This is a genomic window from Oerskovia sp. Root22 (assembly GCF_001429135.1).
GTDB classification, from domain to species: domain Bacteria; phylum Actinomycetota; class Actinomycetes; order Actinomycetales; family Cellulomonadaceae; genus Oerskovia; species Oerskovia enterophila.
In genome coordinates this window covers 354,394-375,215 of the sequence record NZ_LMIL01000010.1, presented here as the reverse complement: position 1 = coordinate 375,215, position 20,822 = coordinate 354,394, and the positions used below count along the sequence as shown (strand labels likewise).

The window sequence follows — 20,822 nt, the reverse complement described above, 5'->3', positions numbered from 1 at the left end:
AGGGTCCCCGTCCGGGGCCCTCCGGTCCGTCGTCCCTACGATGGGCGCATGACCACGAGCGAGCCCTCCAGCCCCGTCGACCCCCTGCGCGAGTCCGTCGCCGTCATGGACCGCCTGTACTCGCCCGGCGGGTGTCCGTGGGACCGCGAGCAGACCCACGAGACCCTGGTCCGCTACCTCCTCGAGGAGGCGCACGAGCTCGCCGAGGCCATCGAGACGGGCGACCGCGCGGGCATGCGCGAGGAGCTGGGCGACCTGCTGCTCCAGGTCCTGTTCCACGCGCGCATCGCGAGCGAGGACCCGGTCGACCCGTTCACGGTCGACGACGTCGCGGCCGACCTGGTCGCCAAGCTCGTCAGGCGGCACCCGCACGTGTTCGCGGACACCGCGGTCGCGACGGGCGACGGCCACGCGGCTCTGTACGCCCAGTGGGACCAGATCAAGCAGCAGGAGAAGCAGCGCGAGTCGGTCCTGGAGGGGATCCCGCTCGCGCAGGGTGCGCTGGCCCGCGCGCAGAAGGTCCTGTCCCGCGCGGAGCGCGCCGGGGTCGGGGCGGTGACCTCGGGTTCCGGCCCGACGACGGAGCCCCCGTCGGTCCCGACCCTCGCCCCGGGCGAGGCGCGGCCTGGGAGGGGATCGGCGTCGTCGGGCACGGTGGGCGGCGCAGCCGCGGGCGACCAGGACGAGAACCGCACCGCACCTGTCGACGCGACCGAGCGGGCGTACGGGCGCGAGCTGCTCGACGTGGTGCGCCGCGCGCAGGCCGACGGCGTGGACGCCGAGACGGCGCTGCGGGGCGCCCTGCGCGAGGTCGAGCGGGCGATCGTCGCGACCGAGACGAGCGCGAGCGCGCCCCGTGGGTGACGCACGCCGGCGCTCCGGCGGGCGTGGACGGTCGACATGCGGGCGATCGTGTCCACGTGCCGACGGCGGGAGCACTATGTGTTCCCGACCACTAGGCTGGGTTGCGACAACCCCGGACGCGCCCGACCGCCATCGTCGCCTGCCCTGCGCTCCGGACCTGGAAGCAGCCTGAAGGAGCAACCGTGGCAAGCATCGAAGCCGTTGGAGCACGCGAGATTCTCGACTCGCGCGGAAACCCCACCGTCGAGGTCGAGGTCGTTCTCGACGACGGTACCTTTGCGCGCGCAGGCGTCCCCTCGGGTGCCTCGACCGGCGCCTTCGAGGCCGTCGAGCGCCGTGACGGCGACAAGTCCCGCTACCTGGGCAAGGGCGTCGAGAACGCGGTCAACGCGGTCATCGACGAGATCGCCCCCGAGCTGATCGGCTACGAGGCAGAGGACCAGCGCCTCATCGACCAGGCGCTGATCGACCTCGACGGCACCCCGAACAAGGGCAAGCTCGGCGCGAACGCCATCCTCGGCGTCTCGCTGGCCGTCGCGAAGGCCGCAGCCAAGAGCTCGGGCCTGGACCTCTACCGCTACGTCGGTGGCCCCAACGCCCACGTCCTGCCCGTCCCCATGATGAACATCCTCAACGGTGGGTCGCACGCCGACTCCAACGTCGACATCCAGGAGTTCATGGTCGCCCCGATCGGCGCCACGTCCTTCCGTGAGGCGCTGCGCACCGGTGCAGAGGTCTACCACTCCCTGAAGTCCGTGCTCAAGAGCAAGGGCCTCGCGACGGGCCTCGGCGACGAGGGCGGCTTCGCCCCCAACCTGCCGAGCAACCGCGACGCGCTGGACCTGATCCTCGTCGCGATCGAGCAGGCCGGCTTCAAGCCGGGCGTCGACGTGGGCCTCGCGCTCGACGTCGCCGCGACCGAGTTCTTCAAGGACGGCGCGTACCAGTTCGAGGGCAAGGCGACGAGCTCGGACGAGATCATCGCGTACTACAAGCAGCTCGTGGCGGACTACCCGCTGGTCTCGATCGAGGACCCGCTGTCCGAGGACGAGTGGAGCGCCTGGTCGCAGCTCGTGTCCGAGGTCGGCGACAAGGTCCAGATCGTCGGCGACGACCTGTTCGTCACCAACCCGGAGCGCCTCGCCAAGGGCATCGAGCTCAAGTCGGCGAACTCGCTGCTCGTCAAGCTCAACCAGATCGGCACGCTCTCGGAGACCCTCGACGCCGTCGAGCTCGCTCAGCGCAACGGCTTCACCGCGATGGTCTCGCACCGTTCGGGCGAGACCGAGGACACGACGATCGCCGACCTGTCCGTCGCGACCAACGCCGGCCAGATCAAGACCGGTGCCCCCGCCCGTGGCGAGCGCATCAACAAGTACAACCAGCTCCTGCGCATCGAGGAGGCCCTGGACGACGCGGCACGCTACGCCGGCGCCTCGGCGTTCCCGCGCTGGAAGGCGTGAGCTGACGCTCACCTGCTAGCCGCGGTCTGATCGCGGTCGGCAACCGGACGCCCGGTGGTTCCTCGGAACCGCCGGGCGTCCGTGCGTCCGGGGCCCTGCACGCCCCCACGAGAGCCTGCCGCGACGTGTCGGGGCGGCGCGGGTTGTGAACGCTTGGTGTGGATCCGACCACGTTGCCCGGCACGCCGCGGACCCTGCGGCGGGCGGGGACCGCGGGACGGCACAATCGGCACCATGCCCTCGAACCGCCGCCCGTCCACCCCTGGCGCCTCGGCGCGCCCGGGCGGCCGTGGCGCGGGGGGATCACGCGGGGACGGACGTTCGTCGTCGGGCCGCGCCCGCAGCACAGGCTCCAGCCCGACGACGTCGCGCGCCGACGCGGGGACGTCCGGCCCGGCGTCGGGCAAGCCGGGGGCAGCGGGCACCGCGAAGCCGACGAAGGCCGCGTCGCCGGGGAAGTCCGCGAAGTCCCCGGGCACGAAGCCGGCCGGCTCGGCGTCCGCAGCGGCCAAGGGCTCGGCGAAGAGCTCCACGAAGAAGCCCCCGGCCCCGGGCGGGGCGGCCGGCCGGTCCGGGGCGGCGAAGGCCTCCACCACCCGGACCCCTCGTGCTCGCGGTGCAGCCGGGGGCCGCGCCCCCGCGCTCGCCGACCGTCGCCGGAGCAGGTACGGCCTGCTGCTCCCCGAGGTCGTGACGGTCCGCGCCCTGGTGATGTCCGTCGTCGTGCTCCTGGCCGTGATCCTCCTGCTGCCCACCGTGCGCGCCTACGTCAACCAGACGGGCGAGCTGCGCGCGCTGCGGGCCGACGTGGCCGAGGCGCAGGCGACGCGCGACGAGCTCGAGGTCGAGCTCGGCCGGTGGGACGACCAGGCCTACGTGATCGCGCAGGCGCGCGACCGGCTCAGCTACGTCATGCCGGGCGAGCGGGCGTGGCGGGTCATCGACCCGGACACGGTCGTCGACGACCTGGACCCGGAGACGGGGCAGGTCGTGACCGACGGACCGGTCGACGTCGCGGGGCACGCCGGGGCGCCCTGGTACACCTCGCTGTGGCGCTCGGTCCAGCTCGCGGGAGAGCAACCGGAGCCTGCGACGGTCGACCCCGCGGGCAGCGTGCAGCCCCCGCCGCCCGCGACCGACACCCCGACCGATCCCGCGACGCCCACGGGCTGACCCGACGGATTGCAGAACCACCCGGGGGAGCGGGGACAATGGGAGGGCGCCGGTACCCGGCGCCGGACCAGCACCGCACGCCGCAGAACGGAACCTCTCGTGAACGACTCGTACCCCGCAGCCTCCGACCTGGGCGACGTCCCGGTCCCGGGGAACCCCTCGGGCAAGTCCACGGCCGCTACCGACGGCACCGACGCCGTGCCCGTCGTCCCCCAGGCCGACCGGTCCCGCCCCGAGGTGACCCCGGAGGACCTCGAGGTCCTGCAGGAGCAGCTCGGGCGCCCGGCGCGCGGCGTCGTCGGCATCGCGGCGCGCTGCGTGTGCGGCCGCCCGCTCGTGGTGCACACCGCCCCGCGACTGCCCGACGGCACGCCCTTCCCCACGACGTACTACCTGACGAGCCCGGGAGCGGTCGCAGGAGCCTCGACGCTCGAGGCGAACAGTGTGATGAAGGAGATGTCGGAGCGCCTCACGGCCGACGAGGAGCTCGCGGCGGCCTACGCCCGCGCGCACGAGCACTACCTCGCGGCGCGCGAGTCGCTCGGCCACGTCGAGGAGATCGCGGGCATCTCCGCAGGTGGCATGCCCGTGCGCGTCAAGTGCCTGCACGTGCTCGTGGGCCACGCGCTCGCTGCCGGCCCCGGGGTGAACCCGCTCGGCGACGAGGCGCTCGTCATGATCTCCGGCTCGTGGCGCGCGGACCGCTGCACCTGCTGACCTCCTGAGCCGGTCCACGGGCGGGCCGAGCGCCCGTCGGTAGCGCGAGGGATGGCACCCTTGATGCCATGACTTCTTCTCGTGTCGCCGCGATCGACTGCGGCACCAACTCGATCCGCCTCCTCGTCGCCGACGTCGACTCCACGACGGGCGTCCTGACCGAGCTCGACCGCCGCATGGAGGTCGTGCGGCTCGGTCAGGGCGTCGACCGCACGGGACGCCTGGCTCCCGAGGCGCTGGCCCGCACGCTCGACCAGGCGGCCGAGTACGCGGCCGTGATCGATGAGCTCGGGGCGACGCGCACGCGCTTCGTGGCGACGTCGGCCACGCGCGACGCGGAGAACCGCGGCGAGTTCGTCGAGGGCGTGCTCGCGCGCCTGGGCGTCGAGCCCGAGGTCGTGTCCGGGAACGAGGAGGCCGAGCTGTCGTTCCGCGGGGCGACCGGCGTGGTCGCGGCGCACCACGAGGGGCCGTTCGTGGTCGTGGACCTCGGAGGAGGGTCGACCGAGATCGTGCTCGGCACCGACGCGCCCGAGGCCGCGTGGTCCATGGACGTCGGGTGCGTGCGCCTGACCGAGCGCCACCTGCGCTCGGACCCGCCGACGGCCGAGGAGATCGCGGCGGCGCGGGCCGACGTGCGCGCCGCGCTCGACGTCGCGACGCAGACCGTCCCGCTGGGCAAGGCCGCGACGCTCGTGGGGCTCGCGGGCTCGGTGACGACCGTGACCGCGCACGCGCTGGGCCTCGAGCGCTACGACCGCGACCGGATCGACGGCGCGGTGCTGACGGTCGAGCAGACGCTGACCGCGTGCGAGGACCTGCTGGGTCGCACGCGCGCCGAGCGCGAGGCGCTGGGCTTCATGCACCCGGGTCGCATCGACGTGATCGGGGCGGGGGCGCTGGTGTGGGCAGAGGTCGTGCGCCGGGTCCGTGACGACGTCGCGGCCGCGGGCGGCGAGCTCACGTCGGTCGTGACGAGCGAGCACGACATCCTGGACGGGATCGCGCTGTCGATCGCGTGAGGTTCGCGGAGTCTCCCGCCGAGAAGTGAGCAGATGCCCCTGGATCGCGTGATCCAGGGGCATCTACTTCTTGGCGAGCGCGTGCAATGAGGAGCGCGACACGCGGTAGTTCACTCTGCCAGGTAGTGCGGTTCGCGTAGTAGTGTCTGCCGCACAGGAGTCGGTCGAGCAGGGAGTCAGGGTGGACACCACACAGCTGTTGAAGGGCGTCCTCGACGCGGCGGTCCTCGCCGTCGTCGCGGACGAGGACGGGTACGGGTACGACGTCGTGCGTCGCCTGCGGGCCGCGGGGCTCGTCGAGGTGGGCGACGCCTCGGTCTACGGCACGCTGCGCCGCCTGTACTCGGGCGGGATGCTCACGAGCTACGTGGTCCCGTCCGACGAGGGCCCGCACCGCAAGTACTACGGCATCAACGCGCAGGGGCGGGCCATGCTCGACACCCAGCGCAAGGAGTGGCAGGAGTTCTCCGGCACGCTGACCGGCCTCCTCGGGACCTCGGAAGGAGCCGCGTGATGTCCACGACCATGAGCCCTGAGGCCGTGATCCTCGACCAGGTCCACCGCTACGCCGCAGACGTCCGCGCGCACCTCGTGGACCTGTCGCCCGAGCAGGTCGACGACCTCACCGACGGCCTCGAGGCGGACCTCGCGGAGGCGCTCGCCGACATGCCGGGTGCGCTGCGGCCCGTCCCTGCGGGGAGCGAGGTGCCCGACGGCGGAGCGACCTCGTTCCTCGACGTCACCGCACGCTTCGGTCCGGCCGCCGAGTACGCGGCCGAGCTCCGGTCGGCGGCCGGCCTGGATCCCGCAGCACCGGGGCCCCGCCCGCGGATCGGGGTGCGCGGACGCCTGCTCGTGCTCGGAGGGATCTTCGAGTCCGGCTGGAAGTCCCTGTGGGCTCCGGTGACGTCCACCTCGCAGTGGGCCGCGTTCAGGGAGTTCGCTGTGGTGCTCCGGCCCGTGTGGTGGGTGCTGCGGGCGTGGGTCGTCGTTCTCGTGCTCCATGCCTGGTTCGGCTTCTCGACCGGCTTCGGCCTGGTGCCGCGTGTGCCCTTCTGGCGCCTGCTCCTGCTGGCGGCGATCGTCGTGAGCGTGCAGTGGGGGAGGGGCCGGTGGCTGCGCTGGCGCGCGGTGCACACCCTGCGCAAGGTCGTGAACGTCGTCGCGGTCGTGGTGGCTGTGCCCCTCCTCCTGGGCGCGGCCTTCGGCGCGAGCAACGTGCTCACCGGCCGGGGCGGTTCTGACGATGACGGGTCGTACTCCTACGGCTACGAGATCGGCTACGAGGCGGCTCAGCGCGAGGGGATGAGCCAGGTCCGCACAGGGAGCGGGAACGGCGGCGTGTTCGTCGACGGCTCGCAGGTCAGCAACCTGTTCGTCTACGACGCGAGCGGACAGGCCCTCCACGACGTGCAGATCTTCGACGACCAGGGGCGCCCCGTGCGGACCATCACGGGCGAGGGCACCACGCAGGCCTGGACCCTTCCCGACTTCGAGCAGGGGTGGTACTTCCAGCCGTCGTTCTCGACCGACGGTCGCGAGCGCTGGAACGTGTACCCGTTGCGCGGGCTGCCGGATGACGCGGTCGAGTGGGACGGCTCCGAGCGGCCGGTGCCGCTCGAGGGCGAGCAGCCGCGGTCCATGCCGTCGCCCTTCCTGCAGGCGCAGCCGCTCCTGGTGCCGTCGACGGGCGGCAGCGGACAGGCGACCACCCCTGGCGCGTCGCCTGACGCTGCGCCCGACCCGTCGGCCCCCGACGCCCCGGCCTCGCCGGAGGCTCCGGCCGGCGGCGAGACCCCGGCCGACCAGTCGGTCGAGGGGACCACGACGCCGTCGGGACGGGGTCAGGGCGCGCCCTCCCCGGCCACCGCCCGCCCGGTGCTCGAGGCCTCGACGGGAGCTGCGTCGTCGGGCGGCTGATCCCACGGTCCTCGACCTGAGGTTCGTCGGGTGACCCCCGTCGGTCGCCTGGCGAACCTCGATCTTCACCACCTCGCAACCCTCGCCAAAACGGCCGTACCGCCCCCAAACGACGCGCAACCCGGCCGCTTGTGAAGGTTGTCACGCCCACGGATCGGACAGAAGTTCACCAAGAAGTTGAAGACGGTAATACTCTGGTTTCATGCCTCAGAATGACCTGACCTCGGTCACCCCTGCCCAGAACGCGGACAGCGCTGCGTCGCCGCGTCCCCGCAAGGTCCCTCGCATCATCGTCCTGGGTGGCGGCTCTGTCGGTCTGTACTCGGCCCGCCGCCTCCGCAAGAAGCTCGGCAAGCGCGAGGCGGCCATCGTCGTCGTCGACCCGCGCCCGTACATGACGTACGCGCCCTTCCTGCCGGAGGCCGCCGCCGGGTCGATCGACGCGCGCGACGTCGTCGCGCCCCACCGCCGTGCGCTCAAGGGCGTCGACGTGCTCCAGGGCAAGGTCGTCGAGATCGACCACGCCGGGCGCAACATCACGATCCACCCGGAGGAGGGCGACGACTACTCGGTCTCCTACGACCACCTGATCGTCGGCCTCGGCTCGGTCTCGCGCACGCTGCCCATCCCGGGCCTCGCGGAGAACGCGATCGGCTTCAAGAACGTCGAAGAGGCCATCGCGGTCCGCAACCACGTCATCAACCGGATGGACGTCGCGTCGTCCACCTGGGACCAGGACATGCGCAAGCGCATGCTCACGTTCGCCTTCATCGGCGGCGGCTTCGCCGGCATGGAGGCGATCGCCGAGATCGAGGACATGGCGCGCTACGCGACCCGCAACTACCCGACGATCAACCCCGAGGACCTGCGCTTCGTGATGATCGAGGGCTCGGGACGCATCCTGCCCGAGGTCTCCGAGCCCATGGGCCTCTACGCGCTCGAAGAGCTCAAGAAGCGTGGCATCGAGTTCCACCTCAACACGTTCCTGTCGTCGTGCGTCGACGGTCACGTCGTCACCTCGACGGGCGTCGAGTTCGACACCGACACGATCGTGTGGACCGCGGGCGTCAAGGCGAACCCGGTCCTCAAGGAGAGCTCGGACCTGCCGGTCGACAAGCTCGGCCGCGTGATCGTGCTCCCGACGCTCCAGGTCGCGGACGAGGACGGCAACGTCATCCCCGACGCCTGGGCCGCGGGCGACTGCGCCGCCGTCCCGGACCTGCTGAACCCCGGCAAGTTCTGCCCGCCGAACGCTCAGCACGCGATCCGTGAGGCCACGCGCCTCGCTGACAACCTGGTCGCGGTGCTGCACAGCGACGAGCCCGTCGAGTACAAGCACAAGAGCGTCGGTACGGTCGCCTCGCTCGGCCTGTACAAGGGTGTCGCGGAGCTGTTCGGCATCTTCAAGCTCAAGGGCTTCCTGGCCTGGGCCATGCACCGCAGCTACCACGTGATGGCGATGCCCACGGGCAACCGCAAGATCCGCATCGCGATCGGCTGGATGGGCCAGTTCCTCATGGGCCGCGAGCTCGTCTCGCTCGGTTCGCTGCACGACCCGCGCGCGGAGTTCCGCCAGGCGTCCGTGCCGCCCAAGGCTGCGGGCGAGCCCGTCAAGCAGGAGGCCGTGTCGTCGGCCGCCGAGGCCGAGTCGGGCGGCGGCGAGGCGAAGTCCTCCGCGGCTGCTCCCACCGAGGCGGACCACGGTCCCGCCAAGAAGGCGACCAAGAAGGCCGCGACCAAGGCCTGAGCCACCCGTACGTCAGTACGTCCAGAGGGCGGTCCCGGAAGGGGCCGCCCTCTCGGCGTTCCCGGGCTGGACCGGCTGATTCCCGGGGCGGCCTCGGCCGGGGCGCGTGCCCCACCCGTGTACCTGTGGCCGCGGGATCCCCTGCCGTGCGCGGCGGCGCGCACAATGGACGGGTGAGCACTCGCGTGGTCGACGACCTGCGGTCCCGGGCGGGCCGTGCCCTGTTCGAGCGTGTCGCGGGGCCGGACGGCCCGGCCGAACGGTCCCGGATCCACGACACCCCGGGCCCGCGCTGGTTCGGACCGGACTCCGCGATCGCGCGCGTCCACGGCGACGCGTCGATGTTCGTGGGCGGGCTGCGGGCCCTGCTGCTCCAGTCGTTGCACCCGCTCGCGATGGCCGCTGTCGCGGCGCACTCGGGGTACCGGGGCGACCCGTGGGGGCGCCTGGCCCGCACGAGCACCTTCCTCGCGGTCACGACCTTCGGGACGGTCGAGCACGCGCAGCAGGCGATCGACGTGGTCCGCTCGGTGCACGTCCGCGTGCGCGGCACAGCTTCTGACGGGCGCCCGTACGCGGCCGACGACCCCTGGCTGCTGCGTTGGGTCCACGTGGCCGAGGCCGACAGCTTCCTCGCCGCGCACCAGCGCTACGGAGAGCGTCCCCTCGACGCCGCGGGCTGCGACGAGTACCTGGCCCAGGCCGCGACGATCGCGGACCGGCTCGGGGCCGTGGACCCGCCGCGCTCGCGCGCCGAGCTGGCGCGGGCCTTCGAGGAGTTCCGCCCACAGCTCGCCAGGACCACCGAGTCCGACGACGTCGCTCGCTTCCTGCTGTCCGAGCCGCCTCTCCCGTTCCTCGCCCGGGGCCCGTATGCGGCGCTGGGAGCGGCCTCGGTCGCGTCGTTGCCCCCGTGGTCACGACGCATGATCCCGGTGCGGTGGCCGATGCGGGGCGAGTCGGTGCTCGTCCGCGCCGGTGGCCGGACGGTCACGAAGGCGATCCGCTGGGCGCTCGCGGGGTCGTAGCGCAGGGGCGCGCCGGAGGGGCCGTGCGGCGCCCCTGGCCGTCGCCGGGATATCCTCACCCGGGCCCCCATAGCCCAATCGGCAGAGGCATCCGACTTAAAATCGGCGCAGTCTGGGTTCGAGTCCCAGTGGGGGCACTTCGGAGTTCGTATGGCAGGATCCTCCCCATGAACATCCCCCCGAAGGGCTGTGCCGCGTAGGCCCCCATCGCAGGTTCGAGCGCATCGAACCATGCCTCGGCGATCCGCTCGCCTGAAGAAGGACGGCCGCTTGTCCGGCTCGGTCCACTCAGCCATCGCACGGCTGGACCCTCGCCGTTTCTGGCCCAAGGCGTTGTACGCCGACCTCACCCTCCTGGAGACGGTCGCGCGCCAGGGGAGGTGGCCGTCGGTCTGTTGCGCATGCAGCCCCGACGTCTACCAAGGACGCATCGACCTCGAGCGCGCCGCCCATGCCATGCCACGAGGCCCTGCCCGCGAGCTCCGGCTCTTGCTCGCGTCCCTCGATGCCAGGATCCTGGCAAGCGGCGCCTTCGTCGTCGAGCCGCCTGCGCGCGGATGGTGGACCGTGCCGCCCGACCGCCGGTGGCGGGTCGAGCGATGACGGTGCCACGGCCCCACGGCCCCACGGGCGAGGGCCTACGACAACCCCGTCGGCCCGTCCGGCTCCGGGTCCTCGGCGGCCTCCTGGCCGAGCGACACCTGGTTGCCGTCAGGGTCCAGCACCCGGGCGACGCGTTCGCCCCACGGCTGGTCCTCGGGCGGCGAGACCACGACGACGCCGGCCGCGGCCAGGTGCGACACGGCCTGGTCGCAGTCGTCGACCGTGACCCACAGGTGAGCGTGCCCGACGTCGGCGCTCTCACGGTCGACCCCGATCCCCAGCGACGCGTCGCCCACGGCGACCGAGACGTAGACGGGTGGGCCGTCGGCGGGGAACTGGTACGTCACGGTGCCGCGCAGGAGGTCGCGGTAGAAGACGAGCGCCCGGTCGAGGTCGGTCGTGGTGAGGATGGGGAAGAGCGTGCGGAACATCGGTGGGCCGCCTCTCGCGAAGGTCTCCTCGGAGTCGTTCCCACGTTACGCCAGCAGCAGACGAGCCTCTCCTGCGGGCGTCCGGGCCGAGGGGCGGCGCTAGGTTGAGGGAAGCGGCGCAACAGCGCCGCACGTCCCGCGACGAAGGAGCACGCGATGGCAGCCGCAGGCCAGGTGGTGCTCTTCGAGCGCCGGACCGCCGAACCGTTGCTGCGCCACGTCGTGGGCGGGATCCTGCGGGCCGAGCGCACCGAGCAGGCGCGCACGCTGCTCGACGTCGCCCTCGCGGCGCAGGTCTCGACCGCGTACCTCTCGGAGGTCGAGCGCGGCCGCAAGGAGGCGTCCTCGGAGGTGCTCGCCGCGATCTGCCGCGCGCTCGGCCTGCGCGTGGTCGACCTGCTGGCGCGCAGCCAGGACGAGTTCGACGCCGAGGCGAACCGCCGCGCGGGTGTCGAGCGCCGCAGCCTCACCTCGCGGCCGCGTGCCGCGCGCGACCTCCACGCGCTGGGTCCGGCTCCCGCCAGGACGGCGTCGTCACGCCAGAGCGTGTCCACGACGACGGTCCTCCTGCTCGCGGCCTGATCGCCCCGGCTCACCCCGTCCACCGCGCCGTCCCCGGCCGGGTCCGCCTCGTCCCCTCGCCCGCGGGCCGCGCGCTCCGGCGAGCCACCGATTCCGCCGAGGGTGAATCGCCCCCTCCCGCGCGGCGATCTGTCCGTTTCGCCGCGCGCCCGCGTCCGGTCGGTGGTGTGCTGAACGGATGTCGCAGACGAACCCGGCCCCGACCCTCCAGGACCTCGTCGACCGAGCCGTGATCCTCTCGACCGAGCACCAGGCGCACTTCGCCGAGCTGGGTGGCGAGTCGGCGTGGGACGCCGACCTCCAGGCGGGCACGCTCACGTTCCACAGCGAGATCCCGCTGGTGTGCGGGGCGCACTTCCTGGGCACCGCGGCCCCGGGGACGCAGAGCTGGTTGTGGGGCTGGCACAACGTCAACAACTTCCCCGAGGGCGTCGTGGCCGCGGCCGAGCACGTCCACCAGCGCGGGGTCTCGGGAGGGATCTTCGAGCTGAGCACGGCCGAGATCCTCCTGACCGACGCGGTCCCGTACCGGCTCGCGCTCGCGGCCAAGGCCGTCACGGGCCACTTCACGCACTTCGCGGCCCCCACGGGCGGCGGGACGTGCGCATGGTTCCTGCTGACCCACCCGCGGTTCGAGCTCCCACCGGCCTCGGTCCCGCGGGTCCTGCGCGTGATCCCGGAGGGGATCGGCAGCACGACGGTCGCCGACCACCGCCGCGCAGTGCGCGCGTACGCGGTCCTGCGCGGCCTCGACATCCGGTGGCTCGACGAGCAGACGGCCGTCGTCGGGGCGTCCGACGGCGAGGTGACGGTCGCGTTCGACGGTCACGGTCGCCTGACGAACCTGTCCGCGACGCTCACGGCCCCCCCGGCGCCGGAGCCCGCGCTGGCGCCGCCGCCCGAGCGGCCCGAGCGCCGCGGTTGGTTCGGCCGCAAGAAGTAGCCTTCCCTCCGCCCGCCCGGCTCACCGCGCGGGCGACCCGGGCGCGGGAGGTGAGCGACGCCGTCGGGCAGGGGGACCACCGTGCCCGACGGCGCCACGCACCTAGGCCGCGACCGGCAGCTTGCGCGAGGTCACCACGGCGTCGGCGAGCCCGTACTCCACGGCCTGGTGGGCCGTGAAGATGCGGTCACGGTCGGTGTCGGCCCGCAGCCGCTCGACGGTCTGGCCCGTGTGCCGCGCCAGGACGAGCTCGGTCTCCGCGCGCAGGCGCAGGATCTCCTGGGCCTGGAGCGTCAGGTCGGAGATGGTGCCCTCGGCGCCGCCCGAGGGCTGGTGCAGCAGGACCCGCGAGTGCTCGAGCACGAACCGCTTGCCGGGCGTCCCCGCGGCGAGCAGCACCGCGGCGGCCGACGCGGCCTGACCCATGCAGATCGTCGAGACGTCCGAGCGGATGAACTGCAGGGTGTCGTAGATGGCCATGAGCGCCGTGATCGACCCGCCGGGGGAGTTGATGTAGAGCCCGATCTCCTGGTCGGGGGCGTCCGACTCGAGGTGCAGGAGCTGGGCCATGACGACGTTGGCGACGCCGTCGTCGATCTCTGTTCCGAGGAAGATGATGCGCTCCGAGAGGAGGCGGCTGAAGACGTCGAACGCGCGCTCGCCGAGCGGGGTGCGCTCGACGACCGTCGGGATCGTGTAGGTGGACATCAGAGGCCGACCTTCCGGGAGTGGGCGGTGGGGCGGACGTCGTCGACCGACGTGACGACGTGGTCGACCATGCCGTAGGCGAGGGCCTGCTCGGCCGTGAACCAGCGGTCGCGGTCGCTGTCGGCCGTGACGGTCTCGGTGGTCTGGCCCGTGTGCTCGGCCGTGAGCCGGTGCATGAGTCCCTTGGTGTACTCGAGGTTCTCGGCCTGGATCGCGATGTCCACGGCCGTCCCCCCGATCCCGGCGGACGGCTGGTGCATCATGATGCGCGCGTGGGGGAGCGAGTAGCGCTTGCCCGCGGTGCCCGTGCACAGCAGGAACTGGCCCATGCTCGCGGCGAAGCCCATGGCGAGCGTGCTGACGTCGTTGGGGACGAGCTGGATGGTGTCGTAGATCGCGAGCCCCGCGCTCACCGAGCCGCCGGGCGAGTTGATGTAGAGCGCGATGTCGGCGCGCGGGTCCTCGGCCGAGAGCAGGAGGATCTGCGCGCACACGCGGTTCGCGACGGCGTCGTCGACGGCCGTGCCGAGGACCACGATGCGCTGGTGCAGCAGGCGCGACGCGAGCTGGTCGTCGAAGGGGGAGCTGGGCGGCGGGGCCGCCTCGGTCCGCAGGAGCGGTGGCTGGTTCGTCATGCCTCGACCATCTCGCGGGGGAGGAGAGCGAGGTCGGGGTATCTGCCGGGGGCGGATCTGCCGACGGCAGACGGGATCCGCGGTGCGACGACGCACCGCGGGACCCGGTCAGACCATCGAGCGGCCCTCGTGCAGACGAGCGGCGAGCTGTGCCCGGTCGTCCGCGGCGGCGTCGAGCCCGGTGCGGCGGGCGAGCCGCAGCGCGTGCGAGGCTGCGCGGCGCTCGCCCCAGGTCGTGAGCCGGGCGCCCGTCACGACGAGGAACCGGTCGCTCGGGCGCAGCGCGCGCAGGGACGGTGAACGGAGGTCGGCGTGGGTCGGTGCGTAGGCGCTCATGAGGGGTTCTCCTTGCCGTTGATCAGGGGGAACGCGTTGAAGTGGACCTGGACGGGGCGGGCCCCGGGGGTGTCCTGCTGACCGGCGAACCGGTCGAGGACCGTGTCGCTGAAGCGCTGCCACTCGGCCTGCACCTCGGCGAGCTGCTCCTTGGTGAGCCACATGTTGATCGTGGCGAGCGTCGCGCCCGAGTCGAGCCACGCGCGGTCGAGGGTGCGGGCGTTGTCGAGGAAGTCCATGATCTTGCGCTGACGCATGGCCTCGAACTCGCGGTTGACCGCCAGCGTCGCGACGACGGCGCCGTGGTTGCCGTCGCCGGCCGCGGCCTCGTCGTCGGGCAGCTCGATGGTGAACCCGCCGGGCGCTCGCTCCCACCAGCGCTCGCGGGCGGTGCCACGGCCCGGGACCTCCTGGACGAACCCGTGACGCTCGAGCTGGCGCAGGTGGTAGCTCGTGGCGCCGCTCGACTCGCCGAGCAGCTCGGCCAGACCGCTCGCCGTCAGTGCGCTGTGGTGACCCAGGAGATCGAGGATCTGGATCCGCAACGGGTGCGACAGCGCCTTGAGCGCGTCAGGGCCGACGGGCCGCTGAGTGCGGGGCTCGGGTGCCTGCTCGGGTTCGTGGTTCGTGGGCATGACACCACCGTAGCGATGCAAAGATCTCTTTGCAAGAGTTTCTTTGCAACAAGTTCTTTGGAACCAGTGGTGGCGGCGTGGCGCCGTGGTCCGCGGGGTACGGGGCGTTGTGCCACGCCATGCAGGCAGGAGGTCCTCAGTCCCCACCCCTGCGTCCGCCGCGCTTGTAGGCGTCCAGGTCGTCGTTGAGCCGTTCGAGCAGCTCGCCCAGGAGTGCCCGGTCGAGGCGTGACCAGTCGGCCAGGACCGCGGCGTAGAGCTCGGTGCGCATCTCGCGGTGCCGGGCCAGCTCGTCGATGCCCTGCGGCGTGGCCTCGACCAGGACGGCGCGCCCGTCCGCGGGGTCGCGCGTGCGGCGGGCGAGGCCGGCCTTCTCCATCGCGACGACCTGCCGGGTCACGGTCGAGGCGTCGAGGCCCAGGTGGTCGGCGAGGGTGTTGACGTTCTGGGCTCCGTCGACGAGAAGGTCGTGGAGCAGGAGGTAGGCCGACCTGTCCAGGGTGCCGCTCGGCGGCCCGCCGGCCCGTGCCGACTTGGCCCGTCCCGCGGCTGTGGTCCGTTCGGCGCGCCGCAGGAGCTGGGCGAGCTCGAGCTCGATGGTCGAGAGCACCTCGCGCGCGGCCGGATCGGGCGCCCCGGTGCTGCCGTCGGCGAGGCGATCCGCAGAACTGTTACCCCGAGCAACTGTCATGGGTGTATTCTACAGGTAGTTATCTGCATGATGCAGGTAAATCCCGGCGGAGCCCCAGCGGCCCGCGCACCAGCACCCACCAGACCCCGGGGGACGTGTGTCCAGAACCACCAGGAACGAGCCCAACAAGACCGCGATCTACGCGACCGCCCTCACGGCCTTCTTCGCGATCGCCGGTATCGCCGTGGTCGACCCGATCCTGCCGATCATCGGCCAGGAGATCGGCGCGACCACCTGGCAGATCGAGCTGCTCTTCACCGCGTACATCGCCGTCATGGCGATCGGCATGATCCCGGCCGTCCTGGCGACGGGCAGGTTCGGCTACAAGAAGGTCCTCGGCGCGGGCGTGAGCCTGGTCGCGGTCGCGGCGATCCTCGCGGCCCTCTCGCAGAGCATCGGCCAGCTCGCCGCGCTGCGCGGGCTGTGGGGCCTGGGCAACGCGATGTTCTTCGCGACCGCGATGGTCCTGCTCGTCTCCTTGGCCAACGACCGCGAGTGGGTCGTGGGCCTGTTCGAGACGTGCGTGGGCCTGGGCTTCGCGGTGGGCCCGCTCATCGGCGGGCTGCTGGGCCAGTTCAGCTGGCGCATCCCGTTCCTCGCGTGCGGCCTGTTCATGATCGTCGCGCTCGCGCTGTCGATCACGCGCCTCAAGGACCCGGCCGAGAAGCCCGCGCCTCTCCACGTGGGGCAGGTCTTCGCGCTCTTCCGCAAGCCCGGCTTCCGGGCGCTGTGCATCGTGACCGCGGCCTACAACTTCGTGTTCTTCATCATCCTGGGCTACACGCCCGTGTTCCTGGGGCTCGACGTCATCCCGCTCGGCCTCGTCTTCACGGCGTGGGGCATCGGGCTCGCGTTCGGCATCCTGGTCGTCGGCCATCGGCTCGCGCACGCGGTCGGCGCGGTCCAGACCATGGGGATCGCGGTCGGTGGCGTGCTCCTGGCCACCGTGGCCCTCGCGCTCGACCTCGGCACGGCCTGGTCGGTCGTCGTCCTGGTGGTCGCGGGCGTGTTCATGGGCATCGCCAACGCGAACCTGACCGACCTCTCGCTCGCGCTCGGGAGCCCCGACCGCCGTGTGACCACGGGCGCCTTCAACCTGGTCCGGTGGGGCTTCGCCGCGCCGGCGCCCGTGATCGCGGGCCTGCTCCACCCGGTCGGCCTCACGGTCCCGTACTGGGTCGGCGCGGGCGTGCTCCTCGTCGGGGTCGTCGCGTTCCTCGCGACGGCTCACCAGATGGCGGGCGAGCTGGGGGAGTCGGTCCTGTGGTCGCGCTGGAACCGCCGGGCCCGGGCCGTCGAGGGGACGCCCGAGGAAGCGCTCGGCGAGATCTGAGCGGGTGGCGAGCGGCGCCGTCGGGCCGGGCGGGAGCTCCCGTCCGCGATGCCCGACGGCGCCGCTCGCCCCTCGCCTACGCCTCGCCCGGGCCGGAGGAGCCGGGGGCCTCGTGCTCGTGCGCGCCGTCCTCGCGCACGACGCGCAGCAGCCCGGCGAGCCCGGCCTGGAGGCCCTCGAGCTCGGCGATCGTGAGCCGTGCGAGGGTCTCGGGCCCGGCGGGCCCGTCGTTGGCGACGATGCTGCGCACGGCCTCGGCCCCGCGCTCGGTCGCGGCGACGAGGCGGACGCGTCCGTCCTCGGGGTCGGGGCGCCGGGACGCCATGCCCGCGGCCTCGAGCCGGTCGACGATCCCGGAGATCGTCGCCGGGCTCACGCCCAGGACCTCGCCGAGGTGGGTCGTGCTGCGCTCGCCGTCGATGAGCAGGATCCCCAGCGCGCGCATCTGCTGGGCGGTCAGGTGCGTGCGCATGAGCGGCTCGAGACGCCGTGCGAGCACGAGCTCCTGCAGGGTGCTCTGCGCCTCGACGAGCTCGTGCTCGAGCCGGGCGCGGTGGGGGTCGGGGGACGGGGTCACGCGGCAGACTCTAGCGGAGGCACCACGCGCGTCCTGGCCCTGCGAGGCCTCGTGACCTGCGGTTTCCCGGCTGCTGGGACGCGGGAACTTCTCGGAATTGCTTAGCGTTAGGCTAACGACCCCGCGACGACGACGTCGTGACAATCCACCGTGCCCTGGAGGCCCCGTGTTCCGTCTCGCCCGAACGTCGCTGGCGAACCGCGCCGTCGTCGCGCTCGCCACGATCGCGATAGCCGTGTTCGGCGTCGTCAGCATGGGATCGCTCAAGCAGGAGCTCATCCCGAGCCTGCAGATCCCCACCGCCGCCGTCGTCGCCGTGTACCCCGGGTCCGCCCCCGCGATCGTCGAGCAGCAGGTCACGACTCCCCTCGAGACCGCTGCGCGGGGTGTCGACGGCGTCGAGGACGTCACGTCCAGCTCCTCGACCGGCATGTCCGTGACGACCGTGCAGTTCACGTACGGCACCGACATGGACCTCGCGGCCCAGCAGCTCCAGACGGCGGTCACGCGCGTGAGCAGCCAGCTGCCCGCCGAGGTGGACCCGACCGTCGTGACCGGCTCGGTCGACGACCTCCCCGTGATCCAGCTCGCCGTCTCGGGCGGGGCCGACGAGGCCGCGCTCGCGGAGACGGTCAACGGTGTCGTGGTCCCCGCCCTCGAGGAGGTCGCGGACGTGCGCAGCGTCGCGGTCAGCGGCGTCGCCGACCAGCAGGTCACGATCGACCTCGACGTCGCGGCCCTCGCCGCAGCGGGCCTGAGCCCGGCCCAGGTCACCACGATCCTCCAGGACAACGGCGTGGTCGTCCCGGCCGGGACGGTCGCCGCGGGCGACCGCACCCTGTCCGTCCAGGTCGGCTCGGCCATCACGAGCGCCGACGACCTGATCAACCTGCCCCTGGTCGTCTCTCCCTCGGCAGCAGGCCCGACGGCGCCTGCCGGCCCGAGCGCTCCCGTGACCCTGGGCGACGTCGCGACCGTGACGGTGGGCCCCCAGCCCGCGACCTCCTACTCGCGCCTCGACGGCGAGCCTGCGCTCGCCGTGGCGATCACCAAGACCCCGGCCGGCAACACGGTCGAGGTCTCGCACGCGATCCAGACCGCGATCGACGACATGGACGGTGCCCTCGAGGCGAGCGACGTGCGCGTCGAGGTCGTGTTCGACCAGGCCCCGTTCATCGAGGAGTCCATCGAGGGCCTCGCGACCGAGGGCCTGCTCGGCCTGGTGTTCGCGGTCGTCGTGATCCTGCTGTTCCTCACGTCCCTGCGCTCGACCCTGGTCTCGGCCGTCTCGATCCCGCTGTCCCTGTTCGTCACGTTCATCGTCATGAACGCGACCGGGTACACCCTGAACATCCTGACCCTCGGGGCCATGACGGTCGCGATCGGGCGCGTGGTCGACGACTCGATCGTCGTGATCGAGAACATCAAGAGGCACCTGTCCTACGGCGAGAAGAAGACCACCGCGATCCTCACCGCGGTCAAGGAGGTCGGTGGCGCGATCACGGCCTCGACCGTCTGCACCGTCGCGGTCTTCCTGCCCATCGCGCTGGTCGGCGGCATGGTCGGCGAGCTGTTCCGTCCGTTCGCCATGACGGTCGCGATCGCCATGACCGCGTCGCTGCTCGTCGCCCTGACGATCGTCCCCGTCCTGGCCTACTGGTTCATCAAGGCCCCCGCGGTCCCGGCCGACCCCGAGCAGGCCCGGGTCGTCGCCGAGCAGGCGCGCGAGGCGGCCGAGCTCAAGGAGCGCCGCGGGCTGTGGCAGCGCGGGTACCTGCCGACGCTCAACGCCGCACTGCGCCACCCCGCCATCACGCTGACCGTCGCGGTCGCGGTCCTCGCGGGCACGGTCGCGCTCGTGCCGCGCCTCGAGACGAACTTCCTGGGCGACTCCGGCCAGGACACCCTCACGGTCACCGAGTCCTTCGCCCCGGGCACGTCGCTCGAGACCCAGGACGCTGCGGCCCGCGAGGTCGAGCAGGCGCTCATGGACCTCGACTCGGTGGACACCGTCCAGACGACGGTCGGCACCGCGGGCGGCCCCGAGGCCGCGTTCTTCGGCGGCGGCGGGTCGCCGCAGGCCACGTTCTCCCTGACCCTCGCGGCCGACGCCGACGGCGTCGAGGCGCAGCAGGAGGTCCGCGACGCGGTCGCGGACCTGGGCGGCGAGGACTCCGAGGGCATCACGGTCGCCGGTGCGGACGCCGCGTTCGGCAGCTCGACCGTCGACCTCGTGGTGCGCGCCCCCGACACCGAGACGCTGGCCGCCGCGGCGGACCAGGTCCAGCAGGTCGCCGAGGACACCGAGGGGGCCTCCGAGGTCACCAACAACCTCGCGAGCGCCCAGTCCACGATCCAGGTGACCGTCGACCGGGACGCCGCGGCCGCCGTCGGGCTCACCGAGACGCAGGTCGCCGGGACCGTCGCGAGCCTCATGTCGCCCTCGCCCGTGGGCACCGTGAACCTCGGTGACGGGCCCGTGCAGGTGCGCGTCGCCGTCGGGCAGGCTCCTGGCACGGTCGACGAGCTCGAGGCGCTCGTGGTGCCCACGGCCGCGGGCGCCGTCCCGCTCACCCAGATCGCGAGCATCGACGAGGTCGAGGTGCCCACCTCGATCTCGCGGGTCAACGGCGAGCGCAGCGCGACCATCGCGGTCACGCCCGCCGGCCAGGACCTCGGCACGCTGACCACGGCCCTCACGGCCGCGATCGAGGACCTCGACCTGCCGGGCGGGGCGACCGTCGAGCTCGGCGGCGTCGCGACCCAGCAGGCCGACGCGTTCGCCGACCTGGGCCTCGCGCTGCTGGTCGCGATCGCGATCGTCTACCTCGTCATGGTCGCGACCTTCCGCAGCCTCCTGCAGCCGTTCATCCTGCTCGTGTCGATCCCCTTCGCCGCGACGGGTGCGCTGCTCCTGCTGCTCGCCACGGGCACACCGCTCGGGGTGCCCGCGCTCATCGGCATGCTCATGCTGGTGGGGATCGTGGTCTCGAACGCGATCGTCCTCATCGACCTCATCAACCAGTACCGCGAGCAGGGCCGCGGGCTGGACGAGGCCGTGCTCGAGGGCTCGCGCCAGCGACTGCGCCCCATCGTCATGACGGCCGCGGCGACGATCTTCGCGCTCACGCCCATGGCGATCGGCATCACGGGCGGCGGCTCGTTCATCTCGCAGCCGCTCGCGCTCGTCGTGATCGGCGGGCTCCTGACGTCGACGCTGCTCACGCTCGTCGTGGTGCCCGTGCTCTACACGATCGCCGAGCGTGCGGGCGAGAAGCGCGCGGCCCGGCGCGCCGCGAAGCGTGAGGCCGAGGCCGCGGAGCTCGTCGACAGGAGCACGGCGAAGCCGGAGGCCGAGCCCGCGGTCTGACCCCCCCGGGGCAACTGCCCGCGGGCCCGCCGCGCGCGGGCCCA

20 protein-coding genes and 1 tRNA gene are annotated in these 20,822 nt (G+C 72.6%); 14 read left to right on the top strand and 7 right to left on the bottom strand.

Features of this window, described 5'->3' with window-relative positions:
- Positions 1-48: 48 nt before the first annotated feature.
- The 10 genes from ASE15_RS15365 (at position 49) to ASE15_RS15320 (ending at position 10,071) form a co-directional block, all read left to right on the top strand.
- The gene (locus ASE15_RS15365) at positions 49-864 is read left to right on the top strand and encodes a MazG family protein (protein WP_056645736.1); all 816 of its coding nucleotides are present in this window, start codon (positions 49-51) and stop codon (positions 862-864) included.
- A 182-nt stretch (positions 865-1,046) separates the two neighbouring features.
- Positions 1,047-2,327 (top strand): phosphopyruvate hydratase, encoded by a 1,281-nt coding sequence (gene eno / locus ASE15_RS15360; protein WP_056645740.1) that lies wholly within the window; start codon positions 1,047-1,049, stop codon positions 2,325-2,327.
- Positions 2,328-2,561: 234 nt separating this feature from the next.
- Positions 2,562-3,500 carry a septum formation initiator family protein gene (locus ASE15_RS20930; RefSeq protein ID WP_157277240.1) on the top strand — a complete coding sequence of 313 codons (939 nt, stop codon included), beginning with the start codon at positions 2,562-2,564 and terminating at the stop codon, positions 3,498-3,500.
- A 198-nt stretch (positions 3,501-3,698) separates the two neighbouring features.
- A complete protein-coding gene (locus tag ASE15_RS15350) occupies positions 3,699-4,217 on the top strand; it encodes a DUF501 domain-containing protein (protein ID WP_056646653.1) in 519 nt (172 codons plus the stop codon).
- Between the two features lie 68 nt (positions 4,218-4,285).
- A complete protein-coding gene (locus ASE15_RS15345; RefSeq protein WP_056645743.1) occupies positions 4,286-5,239 on the top strand; it encodes a Ppx/GppA phosphatase family protein in 954 nt (317 codons plus the stop codon).
- A 181-nt stretch (positions 5,240-5,420) separates the two neighbouring features.
- Positions 5,421-5,753, top strand: coding sequence for a PadR family transcriptional regulator (locus ASE15_RS15340; protein WP_056645746.1), 333 nt, complete (start codon positions 5,421-5,423; stop codon positions 5,751-5,753).
- The gene (locus ASE15_RS15335; protein ID WP_056645749.1) at positions 5,753-7,159 is read left to right on the top strand and encodes a hypothetical protein; all 1,407 of its coding nucleotides are present in this window, start codon (positions 5,753-5,755) and stop codon (positions 7,157-7,159) included. Before ASE15_RS15340 ends, ASE15_RS15335 begins: the two co-directional genes overlap by 1 nt.
- Before the next feature lie 202 nt (positions 7,160-7,361).
- A complete protein-coding gene (locus ASE15_RS15330) occupies positions 7,362-8,906 on the top strand; it encodes an NAD(P)/FAD-dependent oxidoreductase (protein ID WP_082608447.1) in 1,545 nt (514 codons plus the stop codon).
- A gap of 173 nt (positions 8,907-9,079) precedes the next feature.
- Complete coding sequence (locus ASE15_RS15325) at positions 9,080-9,934, top strand: oxygenase MpaB family protein (RefSeq protein WP_056764142.1); 855 nt, start codon at positions 9,080-9,082, stop codon at positions 9,932-9,934.
- A gap of 63 nt (positions 9,935-9,997) precedes the next feature.
- Positions 9,998-10,071, top strand: a tRNA-Leu gene (locus ASE15_RS15320).
- Positions 10,072-10,572: 501 nt separating this feature from the next.
- Here the strand turns inward: ASE15_RS15320 and ASE15_RS15310 are convergent.
- Positions 10,573-10,968 (bottom strand): glyoxalase/bleomycin resistance/extradiol dioxygenase family protein, encoded by a 396-nt coding sequence (locus tag ASE15_RS15310; protein WP_056645757.1) that lies wholly within the window; start codon positions 10,966-10,968, stop codon positions 10,573-10,575.
- Between the two features lie 156 nt (positions 10,969-11,124).
- On the opposite strand from ASE15_RS15310, the gene ASE15_RS21745 reads away from it, so the two are divergent.
- Together ASE15_RS21745 and ASE15_RS15300 are read left to right on the top strand one after the other, a co-directional pair.
- Complete coding sequence (locus ASE15_RS21745; protein ID WP_082608448.1) at positions 11,125-11,550, top strand: helix-turn-helix domain-containing protein; 426 nt, start codon at positions 11,125-11,127, stop codon at positions 11,548-11,550.
- Positions 11,551-11,728: 178 nt separating this feature from the next.
- Positions 11,729-12,493 (top strand): DUF6882 domain-containing protein, encoded by a 765-nt coding sequence (locus tag ASE15_RS15300; protein WP_056645762.1) that lies wholly within the window; start codon positions 11,729-11,731, stop codon positions 12,491-12,493.
- Between the two features lie 102 nt (positions 12,494-12,595).
- Here the strand turns inward: ASE15_RS15300 and ASE15_RS15295 are convergent, their stop codons facing one another.
- The 5 genes from ASE15_RS15295 to ASE15_RS15275 form a co-directional block, all read right to left on the bottom strand.
- Complete coding sequence (locus tag ASE15_RS15295; RefSeq protein WP_056645763.1) at positions 12,596-13,201, bottom strand: ATP-dependent Clp protease proteolytic subunit; 606 nt, start codon at positions 13,199-13,201, stop codon at positions 12,596-12,598.
- Entirely contained in the window at positions 13,201-13,836 is a 636-nt protein-coding gene (locus ASE15_RS15290; RefSeq protein WP_056645766.1) for a ClpP family protease, read from the bottom strand. Before ASE15_RS15290 ends, ASE15_RS15295 begins: the two co-directional genes overlap by 1 nt.
- A 108-nt stretch (positions 13,837-13,944) precedes the next feature.
- Complete coding sequence (locus ASE15_RS15285; RefSeq protein ID WP_056645769.1) at positions 13,945-14,172, bottom strand: hypothetical protein; 228 nt, start codon at positions 14,170-14,172, stop codon at positions 13,945-13,947.
- Positions 14,169-14,807, bottom strand: coding sequence for a transcriptional regulator (locus tag ASE15_RS15280; protein WP_056645772.1), 639 nt, complete (start codon positions 14,805-14,807; stop codon positions 14,169-14,171). The genes ASE15_RS15285 and ASE15_RS15280 overlap by 4 nt, the downstream gene beginning before the upstream one ends.
- A 136-nt stretch (positions 14,808-14,943) precedes the next feature.
- Positions 14,944-15,498: a MarR family winged helix-turn-helix transcriptional regulator gene (locus ASE15_RS15275; RefSeq protein WP_082608449.1), complete on the bottom strand. Its 555-nt coding sequence runs from the start codon at positions 15,496-15,498 to the stop codon at positions 14,944-14,946.
- Positions 15,499-15,595: 97 nt separating this feature from the next.
- Here ASE15_RS15275 and ASE15_RS15270 point away from each other — a divergent pair, with 97 nt between their 5' ends.
- Positions 15,596-16,831 carry an MFS transporter gene (locus ASE15_RS15270; RefSeq protein WP_056645780.1) on the top strand — a complete coding sequence of 412 codons (1,236 nt, stop codon included), beginning with the start codon at positions 15,596-15,598 and terminating at the stop codon, positions 16,829-16,831.
- A gap of 76 nt (positions 16,832-16,907) precedes the next feature.
- Here ASE15_RS15270 and ASE15_RS20925 read toward each other — a convergent pair whose 3' ends face one another.
- The gene (locus tag ASE15_RS20925) at positions 16,908-17,408 is read right to left on the bottom strand and encodes a MarR family winged helix-turn-helix transcriptional regulator (protein WP_056645783.1); all 501 of its coding nucleotides are present in this window, start codon (positions 17,406-17,408) and stop codon (positions 16,908-16,910) included.
- 166 nt (positions 17,409-17,574) lie between these two features.
- Here ASE15_RS20925 and ASE15_RS15260 point away from each other — a divergent pair, with 166 nt between their 5' ends.
- Complete coding sequence (locus ASE15_RS15260; RefSeq protein WP_056645785.1) at positions 17,575-20,778, top strand: efflux RND transporter permease subunit; 3,204 nt, start codon at positions 17,575-17,577, stop codon at positions 20,776-20,778.
- Positions 20,779-20,822 lie beyond the last annotated feature (44 nt).

Excerpts from the sequence above, each read along its gene's own strand:
- ASE15_RS15365 (WP_056645736.1), top strand. The coding sequence starts at position 49 with ATGACCACGAGCGAGCCCTCCAGCCCCGTCGACCCCCTGCGCGAGTCC.
- ASE15_RS20930 (WP_157277240.1), top strand. The coding sequence starts at position 2,562 with ATGCCCTCGAACCGCCGCCCGTCCACCCCTGGCGCCTCGGCGCGCCCG.
- ASE15_RS15345 (WP_056645743.1), top strand. The coding sequence starts at position 4,286 with ATGACTTCTTCTCGTGTCGCCGCGATCGACTGCGGCACCAACTCGATC.
- ASE15_RS15335 (WP_056645749.1), top strand. The coding sequence starts at position 5,753 with ATGTCCACGACCATGAGCCCTGAGGCCGTGATCCTCGACCAGGTCCAC.
- ASE15_RS15330 (WP_082608447.1), top strand. The coding sequence starts at position 7,362 with ATGCCTCAGAATGACCTGACCTCGGTCACCCCTGCCCAGAACGCGGAC.
- ASE15_RS15310 (WP_056645757.1), bottom strand. The coding sequence starts at position 10,968 with ATGTTCCGCACGCTCTTCCCCATCCTCACCACGACCGACCTCGACCGG.
- ASE15_RS21745 (WP_082608448.1), top strand. The coding sequence starts at position 11,125 with ATGGCAGCCGCAGGCCAGGTGGTGCTCTTCGAGCGCCGGACCGCCGAA.
- ASE15_RS15300 (WP_056645762.1), top strand. The coding sequence starts at position 11,729 with ATGTCGCAGACGAACCCGGCCCCGACCCTCCAGGACCTCGTCGACCGA.
- ASE15_RS15295 (WP_056645763.1), bottom strand. The coding sequence starts at position 13,201 with ATGTCCACCTACACGATCCCGACGGTCGTCGAGCGCACCCCGCTCGGC.
- ASE15_RS15290 (WP_056645766.1), bottom strand. The coding sequence starts at position 13,836 with ATGACGAACCAGCCACCGCTCCTGCGGACCGAGGCGGCCCCGCCGCCC.
- ASE15_RS15285 (WP_056645769.1), bottom strand. The coding sequence starts at position 14,172 with ATGAGCGCCTACGCACCGACCCACGCCGACCTCCGTTCACCGTCCCTG.
- ASE15_RS15280 (WP_056645772.1), bottom strand. The coding sequence starts at position 14,807 with ATGCCCACGAACCACGAACCCGAGCAGGCACCCGAGCCCCGCACTCAG.
- ASE15_RS15275 (WP_082608449.1), bottom strand. The coding sequence starts at position 15,498 with ATGACAGTTGCTCGGGGTAACAGTTCTGCGGATCGCCTCGCCGACGGC.